General features: G+C 67.2%; 14 protein-coding genes. 7 read left to right on the top strand and 7 right to left on the bottom strand.

Annotated elements, in window-relative coordinates; all coding sequences use genetic code 11:
* Positions 1–204 precede the first annotated feature (204 nt).
* Entirely contained in the window at positions 205–1,116 is a 912-nt protein-coding gene (gene mutM, locus BMY25_RS09915; RefSeq protein WP_092496478.1) for a bifunctional DNA-formamidopyrimidine glycosylase/DNA-(apurinic or apyrimidinic site) lyase, read from the bottom strand.
* A gap of 96 nt (positions 1,117–1,212) precedes the next feature.
* On the opposite strand from mutM, the gene ubiE reads away from it, so the two are divergent.
* Together ubiE and ubiB are read left to right on the top strand one after the other, a co-directional pair.
* On the top strand, positions 1,213–1,962 hold the full coding sequence (ubiE, locus tag BMY25_RS09910) for a bifunctional demethylmenaquinone methyltransferase/2-methoxy-6-polyprenyl-1,4-benzoquinol methylase UbiE (protein ID WP_092496568.1): 750 nt from the start codon (positions 1,213–1,215) through the stop codon (positions 1,960–1,962).
* 5 nt (positions 1,963–1,967) lie between these two features.
* Positions 1,968–3,554, top strand: coding sequence for a 2-polyprenylphenol 6-hydroxylase (gene ubiB / locus BMY25_RS09905; RefSeq protein WP_092496477.1), 1,587 nt, complete (start codon positions 1,968–1,970; stop codon positions 3,552–3,554).
* A 67-nt stretch (positions 3,555–3,621) separates the two neighbouring features.
* Here the strand turns inward: ubiB and BMY25_RS09900 are convergent, their stop codons facing one another.
* Entirely contained in the window at positions 3,622–4,257 is a 636-nt protein-coding gene (locus tag BMY25_RS09900; RefSeq protein WP_092496567.1) for a 2OG-Fe(II) oxygenase, read from the bottom strand.
* 195 nt (positions 4,258–4,452) lie between these two features.
* Between BMY25_RS09900 and coaBC the strand changes: the two genes are divergently transcribed.
* Both coaBC and BMY25_RS09890 read left to right on the top strand, forming a co-directional pair.
* The gene (coaBC, locus tag BMY25_RS09895; protein WP_092496566.1) at positions 4,453–5,730 is read left to right on the top strand and encodes a bifunctional phosphopantothenoylcysteine decarboxylase/phosphopantothenate--cysteine ligase CoaBC; all 1,278 of its coding nucleotides are present in this window, start codon (positions 4,453–4,455) and stop codon (positions 5,728–5,730) included.
* On the top strand, positions 5,727–6,281 hold the full coding sequence (locus BMY25_RS09890) for a DUF924 family protein (RefSeq protein WP_092496476.1): 555 nt from the start codon (positions 5,727–5,729) through the stop codon (positions 6,279–6,281). Before coaBC ends, BMY25_RS09890 begins: the two co-directional genes overlap by 4 nt.
* Here BMY25_RS09890 and BMY25_RS09885 read toward each other — a convergent pair whose 3' ends face one another.
* Both BMY25_RS09885 and BMY25_RS09880 read right to left on the bottom strand, forming a co-directional pair.
* Positions 6,282–7,193, bottom strand: coding sequence for a DMT family transporter (locus tag BMY25_RS09885; RefSeq protein WP_092496475.1), 912 nt, complete (start codon positions 7,191–7,193; stop codon positions 6,282–6,284).
* A gap of 73 nt (positions 7,194–7,266) precedes the next feature.
* The gene (locus BMY25_RS09880; RefSeq protein WP_092496474.1) at positions 7,267–8,253 is read right to left on the bottom strand and encodes an aldo/keto reductase; all 987 of its coding nucleotides are present in this window, start codon (positions 8,251–8,253) and stop codon (positions 7,267–7,269) included.
* A 148-nt stretch (positions 8,254–8,401) separates the two neighbouring features.
* On the opposite strand from BMY25_RS09880, the gene dut reads away from it, so the two are divergent.
* The 3 genes from dut (at position 8,402) to BMY25_RS09865 (ending at position 10,417) form a co-directional block, all read left to right on the top strand.
* Entirely contained in the window at positions 8,402–8,896 is a 495-nt protein-coding gene (gene dut / locus BMY25_RS09875; protein ID WP_092496473.1) for a dUTP diphosphatase, read from the top strand.
* A 73-nt stretch (positions 8,897–8,969) separates the two neighbouring features.
* Positions 8,970–9,320, top strand: a complete 351-nt coding sequence (locus BMY25_RS09870) for a DUF952 domain-containing protein (protein ID WP_238858257.1) — start codon at positions 8,970–8,972, stop codon at positions 9,318–9,320.
* Positions 9,317–10,417: a quinone-dependent dihydroorotate dehydrogenase gene (locus tag BMY25_RS09865; protein WP_092496471.1), complete on the top strand. Its 1,101-nt coding sequence runs from the start codon at positions 9,317–9,319 to the stop codon at positions 10,415–10,417. The genes BMY25_RS09870 and BMY25_RS09865 overlap by 4 nt, the downstream gene beginning before the upstream one ends.
* 9 nt (positions 10,418–10,426) lie before the next feature.
* Here BMY25_RS09865 and BMY25_RS09860 read toward each other — a convergent pair whose 3' ends face one another.
* The 3 genes from BMY25_RS09860 to BMY25_RS09850 form a co-directional block, all read right to left on the bottom strand.
* Positions 10,427–11,764, bottom strand: a complete 1,338-nt coding sequence (locus BMY25_RS09860; RefSeq protein ID WP_092496470.1) for an MATE family efflux transporter — start codon at positions 11,762–11,764, stop codon at positions 10,427–10,429.
* An 85-nt stretch (positions 11,765–11,849) separates the two neighbouring features.
* Complete coding sequence (locus BMY25_RS09855; protein WP_092496469.1) at positions 11,850–12,128, bottom strand: DUF6460 domain-containing protein; 279 nt, start codon at positions 12,126–12,128, stop codon at positions 11,850–11,852.
* Positions 12,129–12,209: 81 nt separating this feature from the next.
* Positions 12,210–13,868: a cisplatin damage response ATP-dependent DNA ligase gene (locus tag BMY25_RS09850; RefSeq protein WP_092496468.1), complete on the bottom strand. Its 1,659-nt coding sequence runs from the start codon at positions 13,866–13,868 to the stop codon at positions 12,210–12,212.
* Positions 13,869–13,884 lie beyond the last annotated feature (16 nt).

The raw sequence follows: 13,884 nt of genomic DNA, 5'->3' as shown, positions 1-13,884 counted from the left end.
CCGTTCTCCGAAGCTCGGGGGCGGGACACGCAAACAGCAACCGCGGCCATCCGACCGCAGGGTTCTTGAAGTTGTCTATAGGGACAGGTCATCCAGCCGTCAAGAACTTCGGGCGGTCTCACCCATGAATCTCGCGGCCTCACCTTTCCGTCGCGGCGGCACTCGGGCACGGGCTGAAATCCCGCGCTGGCAGACGGCCGGAAGCTAGCGCTGGCAGCCGGGGCAGAAGAAGGTGGAGCGCCCGGATTGCACGATGCGGGTGATCGTGCCGCCGCAGCCTTCGTGGCGGCAGGGCTTTCCTTCCTGATCGTAGACGGCGAAACGGTGCTGGAAATAGCCGAGCGAGCCGTCGGCCTTGATGTGGTCGCGCAAGGTGGAGCCGCCGGCCTCGATCGCCTCCGCGATGACGGTTCTGATCGCCTCGACGAGCCGGACGAGTCGGTCCGTCGGCCGCCCGTCGGCGCGCACCAGCGATCCCGCCCGGCGTCGGGGGGAAAGCCGCGCCCGCCACAGCGCCTCGCACACATAGATGTTGCCGAGCCCGGCGATGATCGTCTGGTCCAGCAACGCCGCCTTCAGGGGCGCCTGCTTGCCGGCAAGCATCGCCGCCACTCCTTCCGGCTGCAGGCTGTTGCCGACCGGCTCGACGCCCAGATGCGCGAAGAGGGGATGCGTCTCGAAATCGGCCAGGCTGGTCAGCGTCATGAAGCCGAAGCGGCGGGGATCGTTATAAAGCACGCGCGCGCGCCCGGAATTTTCTCCCCCCGGAAGCGCGGTGCCGGAGAGGTGCAGCACGACGTGGTCGTGCGCGGCGTTCTTGCCGCGCAGGTGGTGGAACGCCCCGGGCGCCGAGCCGTCGCTTTCCGTCTCGATGCGGAAGGAGCCGGACATGCCGAGATGCATGACGAGGATCGTCCCGTCGTCGAGGTCGGCGAGCAGGTACTTGGCGCGACGGCGAAGCGCCAGGACCCGGCGTCCTTCCAGCCGCTCGGCAAATCGCTCGGGGAAGGGGAAGCGGAGGTCGGGGCGATTCTGCTCCACCTTGATGAGGGTCGCCCCCTCCATGGCAGGGGCGAGGCCGCGGCGGACGGTTTCCACTTCCGGCAATTCCGGCATTCCTGCTCCGGTCCTTTTGATGGGCTCCGGCGTGGCGCCGGGGGATCGCTTCCGATATGGTCTGCCCGGTTCCTAACAGCAATGCAGAACGGGTTCATGAGCGAGACGGCAGCATTTGGCTTTCGCAAGGTGGCGGTTGAAGAAAAGCAGGGCATGGTGGACGACGTCTTCCACAGCGTTGCCAAGCGCTACGACCTCATGAACGACCTGATGTCCGGCGGCATGCACCGGGTCTGGAAGAGCGCCTTCGTCTCCATGCTGGCGCCCCCGAAGAACAGCGAGACCTGGTCGCTGGTCGATGTGGCCGGCGGCACCGGCGACATCGCTTTCCGCGTGGCGGAGCGTTCGCGCGGCAAGGCGGCGATCACGGTCGCCGACATCAACGCCTCCATGCTGGAAGTGGGTCGCGAGCGCGCGGAAAAGCGCGGTTTCGGCGCCATCCAGTTCCGCGAGGCGAACGCGGAGGAACTGCCCTTCGCGGACGGCAGCTTCGACGCCTACACGATCGCCTTCGGCATCCGCAACGTGCCGCGCATCGACAAGGCGCTGTCGGAAGCGTTTCGCGTGCTGAAGCGCGGCGGTCGTTTCCTCTGCCTGGAATTCTCGCAGGTCGACGTGCCCATGCTGGACCGCGTCTACGAGGCCTATTCCTTTCGCGCGATCCCGGAAATCGGCCGCCGGGTGACGGGCGACGCGGAATCCTACCGCTATCTCGTGGAATCCATCCGCACCTTCCCCAACCAGGAAAATTTCGCCGGGATGATCCGCGAGGCGGGCTTCTCGCGCGTTACCTACCGCAACATGACCGGCGGCGTCGCCGCCGTTCACTCCGGCTGGAAGCTCTAGAAGCCTTGGGCATCGTCAACGCCTATCGCCTGGCCCGCGCCGGCTGGGCCGTCGCCCGCGCCGGCGGGTTCAGTTTCATCGATCTCGACGGCGTGCCGCCCCGGGCGGCCACCGCCGTGCGGATCGCGCGCGCCTTCGAGCCGCGCGGCCTGGACGATTCCGAGCGCGGCCGGCGCATGTCGACGGCGCTGAACCGGCTCGGCCCCTCCTATGTGAAGCTCGGCCAGTTCCTGGCGACCCGGCCGGACATCGTCGGCGCGGAAATGGCGGAGACGCTGTCCGGCCTCAAGGACGAGATGCCGCCGTTCCCGACGGAGACGGCGAAGACGATCATCGCCGCCAATCTCGGCCGCACCGTCGAGGAGCTGTTCCTCACCTTCTCCGAGCCGCTCGCCGCCGCCTCGATCGCGCAGGTGCATCAGGCGACTGTGATGCGCGACGGGCAGGTGGACACGGTGGCGGTCAAGGTGCTCCGTCCCGATGTGCGGCAGCGCCTTTCGCGCGACCTGGAAACCTTTTATTCCGCCGCCCGCTTCATCGAGAAAAATGCCCCGCAGGCCCGGCGCCTGAAGCCCATCGCCGTGGTGGAGACGCTGGAACGCTCCGTCGTCCTGGAGATGGACCTCCGGCTGGAAGCCGCCGCCAATTCGGAAATGGCGGAGAACGTTTCCGGCGAGACGGATTTCGCGGTGCCGCCGGTCGACTGGTCGATGACGGGACGCGACGTGCTCGTCACCGACTGGGTGCAGGGCACGAAGATGCGGAACCGCGAGGCGATCGTCGCGGCCGGGCACGACCCAAAGCGGCTGGCCCGCATCGTCGTGCAGTCTTTCCTGCGCCATGCGCTGCGCGACGGCTTCTTCCACGGCGACATGCATGAGGGGAACCTTTTCGTCGACACGGAAGGCCGGCTCGTCGCGGTCGATCTCGGCATCGTCGGACGCATCGGCAAGAAGGAGCGCCGCTTCCTGGCGGAGATCCTCTACGGCTTCATCCGGCGCGACTACATGCGCATCGCCGAGGTGCATATTGAGGCGGGCTACGTGCCGTCGATCCACTCGGCGGAGGATTTCGCGCAGGCGCTCCGCGCCATTGGGGAGCCGATCCACGGCCAGCGCGCCGCCGACATTTCCATGGCGAAGCTCCTGGGCCTGCTGTTCGAGGTCACCGAGATCTTCGACATGCAGACCCGGCCGGAACTGATCCTCCTGCAGAAGACCATGGTGGTCGTGGAGGGCGTCGCGCGCCGGCTCGATCCCGATTTCGACATGTGGACGACGGCCGATCCGGTGGTGCGCGAATGGATCGAGCGAAATCTCGGTGTTCAGGGCCATGTCGAACGCTTCATGGACGGCATGAAGGCGCTGACGCAGTTCGCGATCGAGCTGCCCTATGTGCTGGAGCGGCTCGATACCTATACGGAAGAACTTGAGCGGGTGGCGCAGCGCGGCGTGCGGCTCGACCAGGGCACGGTGTCGGAAATCGGCCGCGAGGTGGCGCGGCACATTCGCTGGGCGCTGGTGGCGCTCTGGGTCATGGCGGCCGTTGCGGCCGGGGCCGGCGTCGCGGGGCTCTTCGGCTTCTTCAAATGAAAATGCCCCGGCGGCTGCCGGGGCATTCGATCCGTCGATCGGTGGCGGCCAGGCAAAGGCGGCGCGCTTAGCGGCCGAAGATGCCCTTGAGCTTCTGCGCCATGGAATTGCGGTTCTTCTTTCGCTCTAGCTCGCTTTCGTCCTGCACCCAGGTGATCTGCACCACCTTGCGCTCGCCGGCGAAGGGCTTGTGGCCGTGCCAGGAATTGTCCGCGCGGCGGAAACCGAAGAAGTGCCCGACCGTCGGCGGGATCTCGGCGACCATGTCGTCGAAGTCTTCCGAGCCGCGAAGCACGCGAAGGCGACCTTCGGAGCTGTCCTCCCAGGCGTCGTTCAGATAGACGAGGAAGGTCGCCAGCTTGGCTTCGCTGTCGGTGTGGATGCGGCCGTCCTTGCCCTGCGAGATCTTGCGGATCGTCGTGAGGCGCGGATGCGCGTCGAGGTTCAGCCCGAGCTTCTCGGAAAGCGCGTCGGCGAATTCCTTGCTTTCCAGCTGGTCGATCAGCTTCTTGAACGAACCCTTGAGCTCGACTTCGTCGACCGTGAGGAAGCCCGGCTTGGTGATGTTGGGGAAATCGCGGCGCAGTTCGTCCGCAGCGCCCTCGTTGAGGATCCCGTAGCCCGTGACATAGGTGTAGGGATCGGACATGATCGGCGCTTGGCGGACGGCGTCGATGTTGATCGGCAACTGATCAGTCGGCATAGAAAGAACCTTCCGAAAGCGAGGCTCGACCTCGGTTTGATCGATAAGCCGCTCTTTGCGGTGCGAATGTGACACAAAGAGGGTTTCCGTGTCGATCCGATACGCCATTGCCGCTTCAAGCGCCAGATTTTCGCACGCGCCCCGCTTCTCGCACGCGCCCCGCTTCTCGCACGCCCCTTGCGCCGTGAGCTGCTGATGGTGAAGCCCGCACCGCTTCAAACGCTTGCCGGCAAGCGCCTCCTGCTGGTGATCGGCGGGGGTATCGCCGCCTACAAGGTGCTGGATCTGATCCGCCGCCTCCGCGAGCGCGGGGCCTCCGTGCGGCCGGTGATGACGGCGGCGGCGAAGGAGTTCGTCACGCCGCTCGCCGTCTCCGCCCTCTCCAATGAGAGCGTGCACTCCGACCTCTTCGACCTCGACCGGGAAAACGAAATCGGCCACATCCGGCTGTCCCGCGAGGCGGATCTTGTGGTCGTCGCACCGGCGACGGCCAATCTCCTGGCGAAGATGGCGAACGGTCTGGCCGACGACCTCGCTTCCGCCGTGCTGCTCGCCACGGACAAACCGGTTCTCGTCGCGCCGGCCATGAACCCCTTCATGTGGGCGAACCCGGCGACTGCACGCAATGTCGAGCGGCTTCGTGCCGACGGCGTCCATTTCATCGGTCCGGAAGCCGGAGAGATGGCGGAGCGGAACGAAGCGGGCGTCGGGCGCCTCGCCGAGCCGATGTCGATCCTCGCCGGGATCGAGGCGCTTCTCGGGCCGAGCGGTCCGCTCACGGGACCGTTGGCAGGCAGGCGCGCAATCGTCACGTCGGGGCCGACGCATGAGCCGATCGACCCCGTGCGCTACATCGCCAACCGCTCCTCCGGCAAGCAGGGGCACGCCATCGCGGCGGCGCTCGCCCGAGCCGGCGCGGAGGTCACGCTGGTGAGCGGCCCCGTCACGATCGCCCCGCCAGCGGGTGTCACCGTCGTGCCGGTGGAGACGGCGCGCGAGATGCTCGCGGCCGTGGAAGCCGCGCTGCCGGCCGACCTCGCCGTCATGGCCGCTGCGGTCGCCGACTGGCGCGTCGCGGCGGAAGGGGCGGAGAAGATCAAGAAGGCGCCGGGCAGCGAGCCCGCGCCGCTGCATCTGGTCGAAAATCCCGACATTCTCGCCACCGTCTCGCGCCATCCGAAGCGACCGTCGCTGGTCGTCGGCTTTGCCGCTGAAACGCAGAATCTCCTCTCCAACGCCGCCGCGAAGCTCGCCCGAAAGGGCTGCGACTGGATCGTCGCCAACGACGTCTCGCCCGGCACCGGCATCATGGGCGGCGATCGCAACCGCGTGCATCTGGTCAGCGCCGCCGGCGTCGAGGACTGGCCGGAAATGAGCAAGGACGAGGTGGCGGCGCGGCTGGTGCAGCGGATCGCCGGGAGCTTTTCGGGGAGCCTTGGGGGCGGAACGGCCGAGGATAGCGGCGCGCAATGACAGCCTCCCTGTCGGAGATCGTCGCCTTCTGGAACGAGGCGGGCGCGGAGCGCTGGTTTGCCAAAGACGATCTTTTCGACGCAACGCTCCGGGAGCGCTTCGAAGCGTCGCATCGGATGGCCGCCGCGGCTGACCTCACCGAATGGCAGGGCCCAGCGGAAGAAGGGCTGGCGCTCCTGCTGCTGCTCGACCAGGTGCCGCGCAACATCTATCGCGGCACGGCGCATGCCTTCGCGACCGATCCGCTAGCCCGCACGTTGGCCCGGGGCATGGTCGATCTCGGCCTTGACCGGGAGGTTCCCGCCGCGCTCCGGGTCTTCGTCTATCTTCCCTTCGAGCATTCGGAAGACGCGCGCGACCAGCTCCGCTCGCTTCGCCTCTTCGGCGCGCTCTTCGAGGAAGTGGGCGATCAACGGATCTGGGACTACGCCCGCGAGCATGCGCGGCTGATCGAAATCTTCGGCCGCTTTCCTCATCGCAACCGCCTGCTCGGCCGCTTCACGACGCCCGAGGAGCAACGCTTTCTCGACGAGGGCGGTTTCGCCGGCTGATCAAAGCGCCGGCTGGCCTGGAGCCCTGCGGTTTCGCATCTGACGAAGCCCGGCCGAGAGATACCAGAGTACGGCGGCGATCACGATGACACCGCCGACCAGTGCGGGCCGGCCGGGGTTTTCGGAAAAGGCGAGCCACACCCAGAGCGGCCCCAGCACCACGTCGAGAAGCCCGATCAGGCCAGCCTCGGGCGCCGGGATGTAGCGCGCGCCCAGCAGGAAGAGGACGTAGGCGAGGGCGGTGGTGGTGAGGCCGAAGGCCGCGAGGATCGCAAGTTCGAGCGGGCTCGGCAGGGTCTGTGGCATCAGCGGAAAGCAGACCGCCGCGCAAAGCGCCGCGCCGCCGGCATTGATCGCGGCCAGCCGGAGGTCGGGATACCGCCGCGCCATCACCAGAAGCATGGCGAAGGTGACGGTCATCAGGAACGCCAGCGCATTGCCGGCGAGATCGCGCGGACTGGCGGCGGCCCAGGCCATGACGGCGACGCCAGCCAAAGCGACGCCGCTGGCGATCACGATCCGCCGTTCTGCGCGCTCGCCCGTCCAGAGAAACGCCACGCCTGCCGCGACGAACGGGATCGTCGCATAGATCGTCAGCACGTTCGCGACCGTCGTCAGCTTCAGCGAGGCGACGTAGCCGAACATCGACAGGCCGGAGAGCGCCATGGCGAGCGGCATCAGCCAGGCGGGTTTCCGCGTGGCGCCCTCCACGCGCTTCCGCCGCCGCACGAGATCGGTGATGAACAACGCGATGGCGGCGAAGACCGAGCGCCAGCCGAGTGTCGTCCAGACATCGAGATCGAGCGCGCGGACGAAAAGCCCCGCCGTGCTCCAGAGCACGGTCGCCACCGTGACCACGGCGATCCCCGTTCCTCTCCCGCGCCCCGGTCCTTTATCGACTGCATCCGCCATTCCGCCCCCCATAGTCGAAGACTAAAGAACGGAACGGGAACAAGCAATCGAATAATCGGCTGCCGGTCGCCGCCTACCAGCGGTGATGGACGAAACGCTTGATGTCTTGTTCGTAGAGGTCGCCGATGGCGCGAAGCGTCGTGCCGTCGAGCGGCGGCATGTCGGAGGCGGCGGCGTTGGCTTCGGCCTGCTCCGGGGATTTCGCGCCGGGAATGGCGACGGTGACCGCATCGTTGGCCAGGATCCATTTGAGCGCGAACTGCGCCATGGTCATGCCTTCCGGCACCAGCGCGCGGAGCGCATCCACGGTGCCCAGCCCCTGTTCGTAGGGAACGCCCGCAAAGGTCTCGCCGACATCGAAGGCTTCGCCCTGCCGGTTGAAGTTGCGATGATCGTCGGCGGCGAACTGCGTGTCGCGCTTCATCTTGCCCGTGAGCAGGCCGCTGGCCAGCGGCACGCGGACGATCACCGCGATGTCGCGCGCCTTGGCTTCGCGGAAGAACAGCTCGGCCGGACGCTGGCGGAAGATATTGTAGATGATCTGCACGCTGGCGACATTGGGATATTCGATGGCCTTCAGCGCTTCCTCGGCCTTTTCCACGCTGACGCCGTAGAAGCGCAGCTTGCCGGCTTCCACCATCCGGTCCAGCGCCTCGAACACCTCCGGGCGGTAGTAGACTTCCGTCGGCGGGCAATGAAGCTGCACGAGATCCAGCGCGTCCACCTGCAGGTTGCGCAGGCTGCGCTCGACAAAGGCGGTGAGGTTCTCCGCGTTGTAGCCTTCAGCCACATGCGGATCGAGACGGCGCCCCGCCTTGGTGGCGACCACCGGGCGGTCGCCACGCCGTTCCTTCAGCACCTTGGCGATGATCGTCTCCGAGCGCCCGTCGCCATAGACGTCGGCGGTGTCGATAAAGGTCATGCCCGCGTCGAGCGCGGCATGCAGGGCGCGTTCCGCCTGGTCCTGTTCCACGTCGCCCCAGCTGCCGCCGATGGCCCAGGCGCCAAAGCCGATTTCCGAAACGGTCCAGGGCGTACGCCCGAATTGACGAAGATGCATGTTTCCCCCGGCTGTGGTTCTTGATCCGTTAAGCTGCGGAGAACTAAGCCTGTCCGACGAAAGCGCAAGGTTAGCTGACAGGGCAATTCGTCCTTGCCAGCGGGGGCATGGGCGGTCATCACGTCGGCTCGTCAGAACCGAGGTCCCGATGCCGTCTTCGTCTTCCGCTCTCCAGCTCCGACCCGCCGTGGAACTCAAGCTCCTCGACGAGAGGCTGAAAGAGTGGGGGCTGCCGCGCTACCAGAGCGAAATGGCTGCGGCGGTCGATCTCCACGCCTGTCTCGATGCGGAGCTGGCGCTGGAGCCGGGCGCGCCCGCGACGCTGATTCCGGCGGGTTTTTCGATCCATATCGGCGACCCCCACATCGCCGCCATCATCCTGCCGCGCTCGGGGCTGGGGCATAAAAAGGGGCTGGTGCTCGGCAACGGACAGGGGCTGATCGACGCCGACTATCTCGGTCCGCTGATGATCAGCGCCTGGAACCGGAGCGCGCCGGGCACGCCGCCGGTCGTCATCCAGCCGGGCGAGCGGATCGCGCAGATGATGTTCGTGCCGGTGATCCGCCCGTCCTTCGCACTGGTGGAGGAGTTTTCCGCCGAAACGGAGCGCGGTGCGGGCGGTTTCGGCTCCACTGGCACGTGACCCGATCCAGAACACCGAAATCGGTGCGAAGGCGGCCGGTAACGCTGGACGCCGGCCCCTCCTGAGCCGATAGATGCCTCTTGCCATGACAACGATCTACAAGATTTCCACCGCGTTCCTCTGGGCGGAAGCGGAACAGGCCGGCGCCTTCACCGGCGCCCCCGTCGACATCGCCGACGGCTATATCCACTTCTCCACCGCCGAGCAGGCGCGCGAGACGGCCGCGAAGCACTTCGCCGGGCAGGACGATCTGGTGCTCGCCGCCATCGACGGCGACGCGTTGCCGCTCCGCTGGGAGCCGTCGCGGGGCGGGCAGCTTTTCCCGCATCTCTATGAGCCGCTGGCGATGGACAAGGTGCTCTGGGCCGAGCCGCTGACGCTCGGGCCCGATGGCATGCATCGCTTTCCCGACCGCATGGCATGAAGACGCCCGCCGATTTCATCGCCCGTTCGCTGCACGCGCTGGACCCGGAGACGGCGCACCGGCTGACGATCGCCGGCCTGAAGCTGCCGCAGTTCACCTCGGCCAAGGCCGACGATCCGCGCCTTGCCGTCTCGCTCTGTGGTCTTTCCTTTGCCAATCCGGTCGGCCTCGCGGCCGGCTTCGACAAGAACGGCGAAGTGCCGGCAGCCTTGGGTCGCCTCGGTTTCGGCGCGGTGGAGGTCGGCACGGTGACGCCGCTGCCGCAGCCCGGCAATCCGCGCCCGCGCGTCTTCCGCCTGCCGGCCGACGGAGCCGTGATCAATCGCTACGGCTTCAACAGCGCCGGCCACGATGCCATGGCGGCGAACCTGCGCGAGTGGCAGGGCGGCCCCGTTCTCGGCGTCAATATCGGCGCCAACAAGACGAGCGCTGACCGCGTGGCGGATTACGTCGCGGGCATCCGCCGGTTTGCCGGGGTCGCGGACTATCTCACCGTCAACATCTCGTCGCCCAACACGCCCGGCCTGCGCGATCTGCAGAGCGCCGACAGCCTCGATACGCTCCTGACCCCCGTTCTTCAGGCGCGGGATGCCGCTCCCCCGCGCAAGGGCGGCAAGGTTCCGGTCTTCCTGAAGATCGCGCCCGACATGCACGATGCGCAGGTGATGGAGATCGTGGAGATCGTCCGTCGCCTCGGAGTGGATGGGCTGATCGTCTCCAACACCACGGTGGCGCGCCCGAAGCTTGCGGATGACGCGATCGCGAAGGAGACGGGCGGGCTTTCCGGGCGGCCGCTGTTTCAGCGCTCCACGGCCATGCTCGCGCGCGTCCGCCAGCTTGCCGGGCCGGATCTGGCGCTGATCGGGGCCGGCGGCATCGACAGCGCGCAGACGGCGCTCGACAAGATCGCGGCCGGCGCGGATCTCGTGCAGCTTTATACCGGTCTCGTCTTCCAGGGGCCGTCGCTGGTCGGGCGCATCAAGGACGGGCTCGTGGCCGAACTCGACCGCCTCAGGGCCGGTTCGGTTCGCGCGATCCGCGACAGCCGCACCGGGCACTGGGCCGAGGTCTGGTCGCGTATATCGACGGTGGCCTGAGGGCTTCGTTCAGCCGAAGGTGCGCGGCAGCAGCACGCGCATCCGCCAGTTGAAGACGAGGCTGCGCGCGCCGAGAAAGATCAGGAAGGCGATCCAGAGGCCGTGATTGCCGAAGCGCGGCGTCAGGATACCGTCCGCGATCAGAAAAACGGCGAGCGACAGGATCATCATGTTGCGCATGTCGCGCGACCAGGTGGCGCCGATGAAGATCCCGTCCATCAGGAACGCCAGCACGGCCGCCACCGGCGCAAGAGCCGCCCACACAAGGTAGTGCCGCGCCGTCTCGCGCACCTCCGGCGCGGTCGCGATCCAGTCGATCAGCACTGGCCCGGCCGCATAGAGAAGCACTGCCACCGGCACCACGAGGCCGAAGCCCCAAAGGCAGGTGAGCTTCACGACCCGCTCGAAAGCCGGGCGGTAATGCGCGCCGACGGCGCGGCCGGAAAGCTGCTCGGCGGCGTTGGCGAAACCGTCGAGATAGTAGCTGCCGAGCATGTACAGGTTCATCAGCACGGCATTGGCGGCGAGCACCGTCTGGCCGAAATGCCCGCCGGCGCGCGTGAAGAACGCATAGACGATGAGGAGCGAGAGCGAGCGGATCATCATGTCGCCGTTCACCGCCATCATCCGGCGGAGGCGTTCGCCGTCCAGCACGCGCGGCAGAGCCGGACGATGCGCGAGATCGAGCTGGCGGAACGCCAGCAGCAGCCCTGCCAGGAGCGTCGCGGCTTCGGCGGCGAGGCTGGCCCAGGCCGCACCCGCAACTCCCCAGCCGAGCCCGATCACCAGCGCGAGGCTGAGGACGATGTTGATCCCGTTCAGCAGCGTTTGCAGCACGAGCCCGCGGCCGGACTGGCCGCGGCCGAGGATCCAGCCGAGTACGGCATAGTTGCAGAGCGTCAGCGGCGAACCCCAGATACGGATCGTGAAGTAGGTTCGCGCGGCCGAAAGGACGTCGCCATGCACGTCCATCAGGCCGAAAGCAAGCCGGCCCAGCGGCCATTGCAGGATGACGGGCACGAGCCCGCAGATCACGGCCAGCACCAGCGCGCGGAAGAGGATCGCCTGCTCCTCCGTCGCGTCACCCGCGCCGAAGGCCTGCGCCGTCAGCCCGGTCGTCGCGCCGCGCAGGAAGTTGAAGACGCTGAAAATGACGTCGAAGATCACGGCGGCAACGGCGATCCCGCCGATCAGCGCGGCACTGCCGAGTTGCCCGACGACGGCCGTGTTGACGATGCCCACGAGCGGTGTGGAGAGATAGGCCAGCATCATCGGCAGGGCGAGCCGGAGCACGAGCCGGTGCGTCACCGCGAAGGGACGTATCCCTCCTGTTTCGTCGATCGCCATCGAATCGCCCCTGTCGCCCGGCCGGGGCTAAGCTCTAGCCTTAGCAGGCCGGACCCGTCGAGAGACGGTCGCTCGGCGCCCTAAACTAGTCGGCCCGGCCGCTGCCGACCTTGAGGAGCCGCGACAGCAGGAAAAGGGGCACCACGATCACGGCGCCGACGACGAGATAGCCGAGCCCACCCTGGATAAAGCCGAAGCCCATGTTCCAGATCCGATAGACCATATCCTCGGCCCAGTAATAGATGTCGACCGGGTGGATATGAAGCACCGACAGGACCAGGCCGACGACGAAGGACAGCACGATCAGACGGAGAAGAACGCGGATCGGATTGTCGCCCAGAAAATGCGCGGTGCGTCCCGACATGGTGATCCTCTCCTCGGTGCCCGCCTCGGGGCTCGTCGCCGCATAGGTAGCGAGCCGGACGCTGCGCCACAAGGCTCGCCGTCAGGCTGACGCCTTGCGCACCTTCTTCGGCGAGGCGTCGCGCGGCAGCATCCGCTCCAGGTTCTCCAGCCGGTCCGCTTCGGAGGGGGGCTTGTCCCAGCGCAGCCGGCTGACGCGGGGAAAGCGCATGGCGATGCCGGAGCGGTGGCGGACGGAGCGGTTCAGCCCCTCGAACGCGATCTCCAGCACGAGGCCATGATCCGGCTCGGCCCTCACGGATCGCACCGGGCCGAAACGATCCACGGTGTTGTTCCTGATGTAGCGGTCGAGTTCGCGCAGTTCCTCGTCGGTGAAGCCGAAATAGGCCTTGCCGACCGGCACCAGTTCCGGCGCAGCCTCCGGGCCGGTCCAGACGCCAAACGTATAGTCGGAATAGAAGGACGAACGCCGCCCGTGCCCGCGCTGCGCGTACATCAGCACGGCGTCCACGACGAATGGATCGCGCTTCCACTTGAACCACGGCCCCTTCGGGCGGCCCGGCACATAGGCGGAATCCCAGCGCTTCAGCATCAGTCCTTCCGCCACCTCGTGGATGCGCGCGTCGGTTGGCGGATTGGCGCGCAGCGCCGCGAGGTGGTCGGGATCGTCAAAGGGCACCAGCGGCGAAATGTCGATGCGCGGCGAGGCAAGGCGCGCGACGAAGGCTTCCAGCCGCTTGCGCCGGTCCGCGAAGGGCAGGGCGCGGAGATCCTCCTCGCCATCCTGCAGCAGGTCGTAGGCCCGGATGAAAGCCGGATGGCTTTTGATCAGCTTGGGCGAAATCACCTTTCGGTTCAGCCGCTGCTGCAGGTCGCCGAAAGGCGCGATGGCGATGGACCCCTGGTCCTCGCGCGCCACCAGCAGCTCGCCGTCGATGGAGCCTTCGTAGTCCAGAAGCTCCAGTATGTCGGGGAACGCGCCGGAAATGTCGTCGCCAGTGCGCGAATAAAGCCGCCGCACGCCTTGATCGGACGTCGCCTGCACGCGGATGCCGTCCCACTTCCATTCCGCCGCATAGTCCGCCGGCTGGATCTTCGGCAGGTCGGCTTCTTCGTCCAGCGCCTGCGACAGCATCACGGGACGGAAGGGGCCCCGCGCCGCGCTGACCGGCTTGTCCGTCCGGCCTTCCAGCCACGCGAAAAGCTCCGTGTAGGGCGGCGCCAGCCCGTGCCAGATTTCCTCGATCTCGGTAACGTCCTTGCCGCCGAACTGCGCCAGCGCCTGCTTGGCCAGCCGGGCGGTGACGCCGATGCGAAGTTCGCCGGTGACGAGCTTCAGTAGCGCATAGCGGCCGGAGGCATCGAGATGGTCGAGCCAGCCTTCGACCAGGCGCGGGCCGTCGAGCCGGGTGGCGCGCTGCAGCGTTTCCACGACCTCGGTGAGCGTGGGCTGGTGCTCTCCGTCGCCGCGTTCGGGCCAGACAAGCGAGATCGTTTCGGCAAGATCGCCGACATAGTCATAGGAATAGCCGAGCAGCACCTCGTCCATCCGCTCCGCCATGAGGGCGCGCAGCATGGCCGGCTTGACGCTGGCGATGGAAAGGTCCCGCGTGATGGCGGCGATGCCGTAGCCGCGCTCCGGGTCGGGCACGGAGGCGACATAGTCCACCATCAGGCGGATCTTGCCGTTGCGCTGCGGCGTGAGGGTGAGCCGGTCGAGAAGGGAGGCGAAAGCCTTCATGGTTCAAGGGATATAG

It is taken from the genome of Faunimonas pinastri (assembly GCF_900110915.1).
GTDB classification, from domain to species: Bacteria; Pseudomonadota; Alphaproteobacteria; order Rhizobiales; family Afifellaceae; genus Faunimonas; species Faunimonas pinastri.
This window is presented reverse-complemented; position numbering and strand designations above follow the sequence as displayed.

What these genes read in the sequence shown, in the direction of transcription:
- BMY25_RS09890 (WP_092496476.1), top strand. Translation starts at nt 5,727, where the DNA reads ATGACAGCCTCCCTGTCGGAGATCGTCGCCTTCTGGAACGAGGCGGGC.
- BMY25_RS09860 (WP_092496470.1), bottom strand. Translation starts at nt 11,764, where the DNA reads ATGGCGATCGACGAAACAGGAGGGATACGTCCCTTCGCGGTGACGCAC.
- BMY25_RS09885 (WP_092496475.1), bottom strand. Translation starts at nt 7,193, where the DNA reads ATGGCGGATGCAGTCGATAAAGGACCGGGGCGCGGGAGAGGAACGGGG.
- ubiE (WP_092496568.1), top strand. Translation starts at nt 1,213, where the DNA reads ATGAGCGAGACGGCAGCATTTGGCTTTCGCAAGGTGGCGGTTGAAGAA.
- BMY25_RS09855 (WP_092496469.1), bottom strand. Translation starts at nt 12,128, where the DNA reads ATGTCGGGACGCACCGCGCATTTTCTGGGCGACAATCCGATCCGCGTT.
- BMY25_RS09880 (WP_092496474.1), bottom strand. Translation starts at nt 8,253, where the DNA reads ATGCATCTTCGTCAATTCGGGCGTACGCCCTGGACCGTTTCGGAAATC.
- BMY25_RS09865 (WP_092496471.1), top strand. Translation starts at nt 9,317, where the DNA reads ATGAAGACGCCCGCCGATTTCATCGCCCGTTCGCTGCACGCGCTGGAC.
- BMY25_RS09900 (WP_092496567.1), bottom strand. Translation starts at nt 4,257, where the DNA reads ATGCCGACTGATCAGTTGCCGATCAACATCGACGCCGTCCGCCAAGCG.
- coaBC (WP_092496566.1), top strand. Translation starts at nt 4,453, where the DNA reads ATGGTGAAGCCCGCACCGCTTCAAACGCTTGCCGGCAAGCGCCTCCTG.
- mutM (WP_092496478.1), bottom strand. Translation starts at nt 1,116, where the DNA reads ATGCCGGAATTGCCGGAAGTGGAAACCGTCCGCCGCGGCCTCGCCCCT.
- BMY25_RS09870 (WP_238858257.1), top strand. Translation starts at nt 8,970, where the DNA reads ATGCCTCTTGCCATGACAACGATCTACAAGATTTCCACCGCGTTCCTC.
- BMY25_RS09850 (WP_092496468.1), bottom strand. Translation starts at nt 13,868, where the DNA reads ATGAAGGCTTTCGCCTCCCTTCTCGACCGGCTCACCCTCACGCCGCAG.
- dut (WP_092496473.1), top strand. Translation starts at nt 8,402, where the DNA reads ATGCCGTCTTCGTCTTCCGCTCTCCAGCTCCGACCCGCCGTGGAACTC.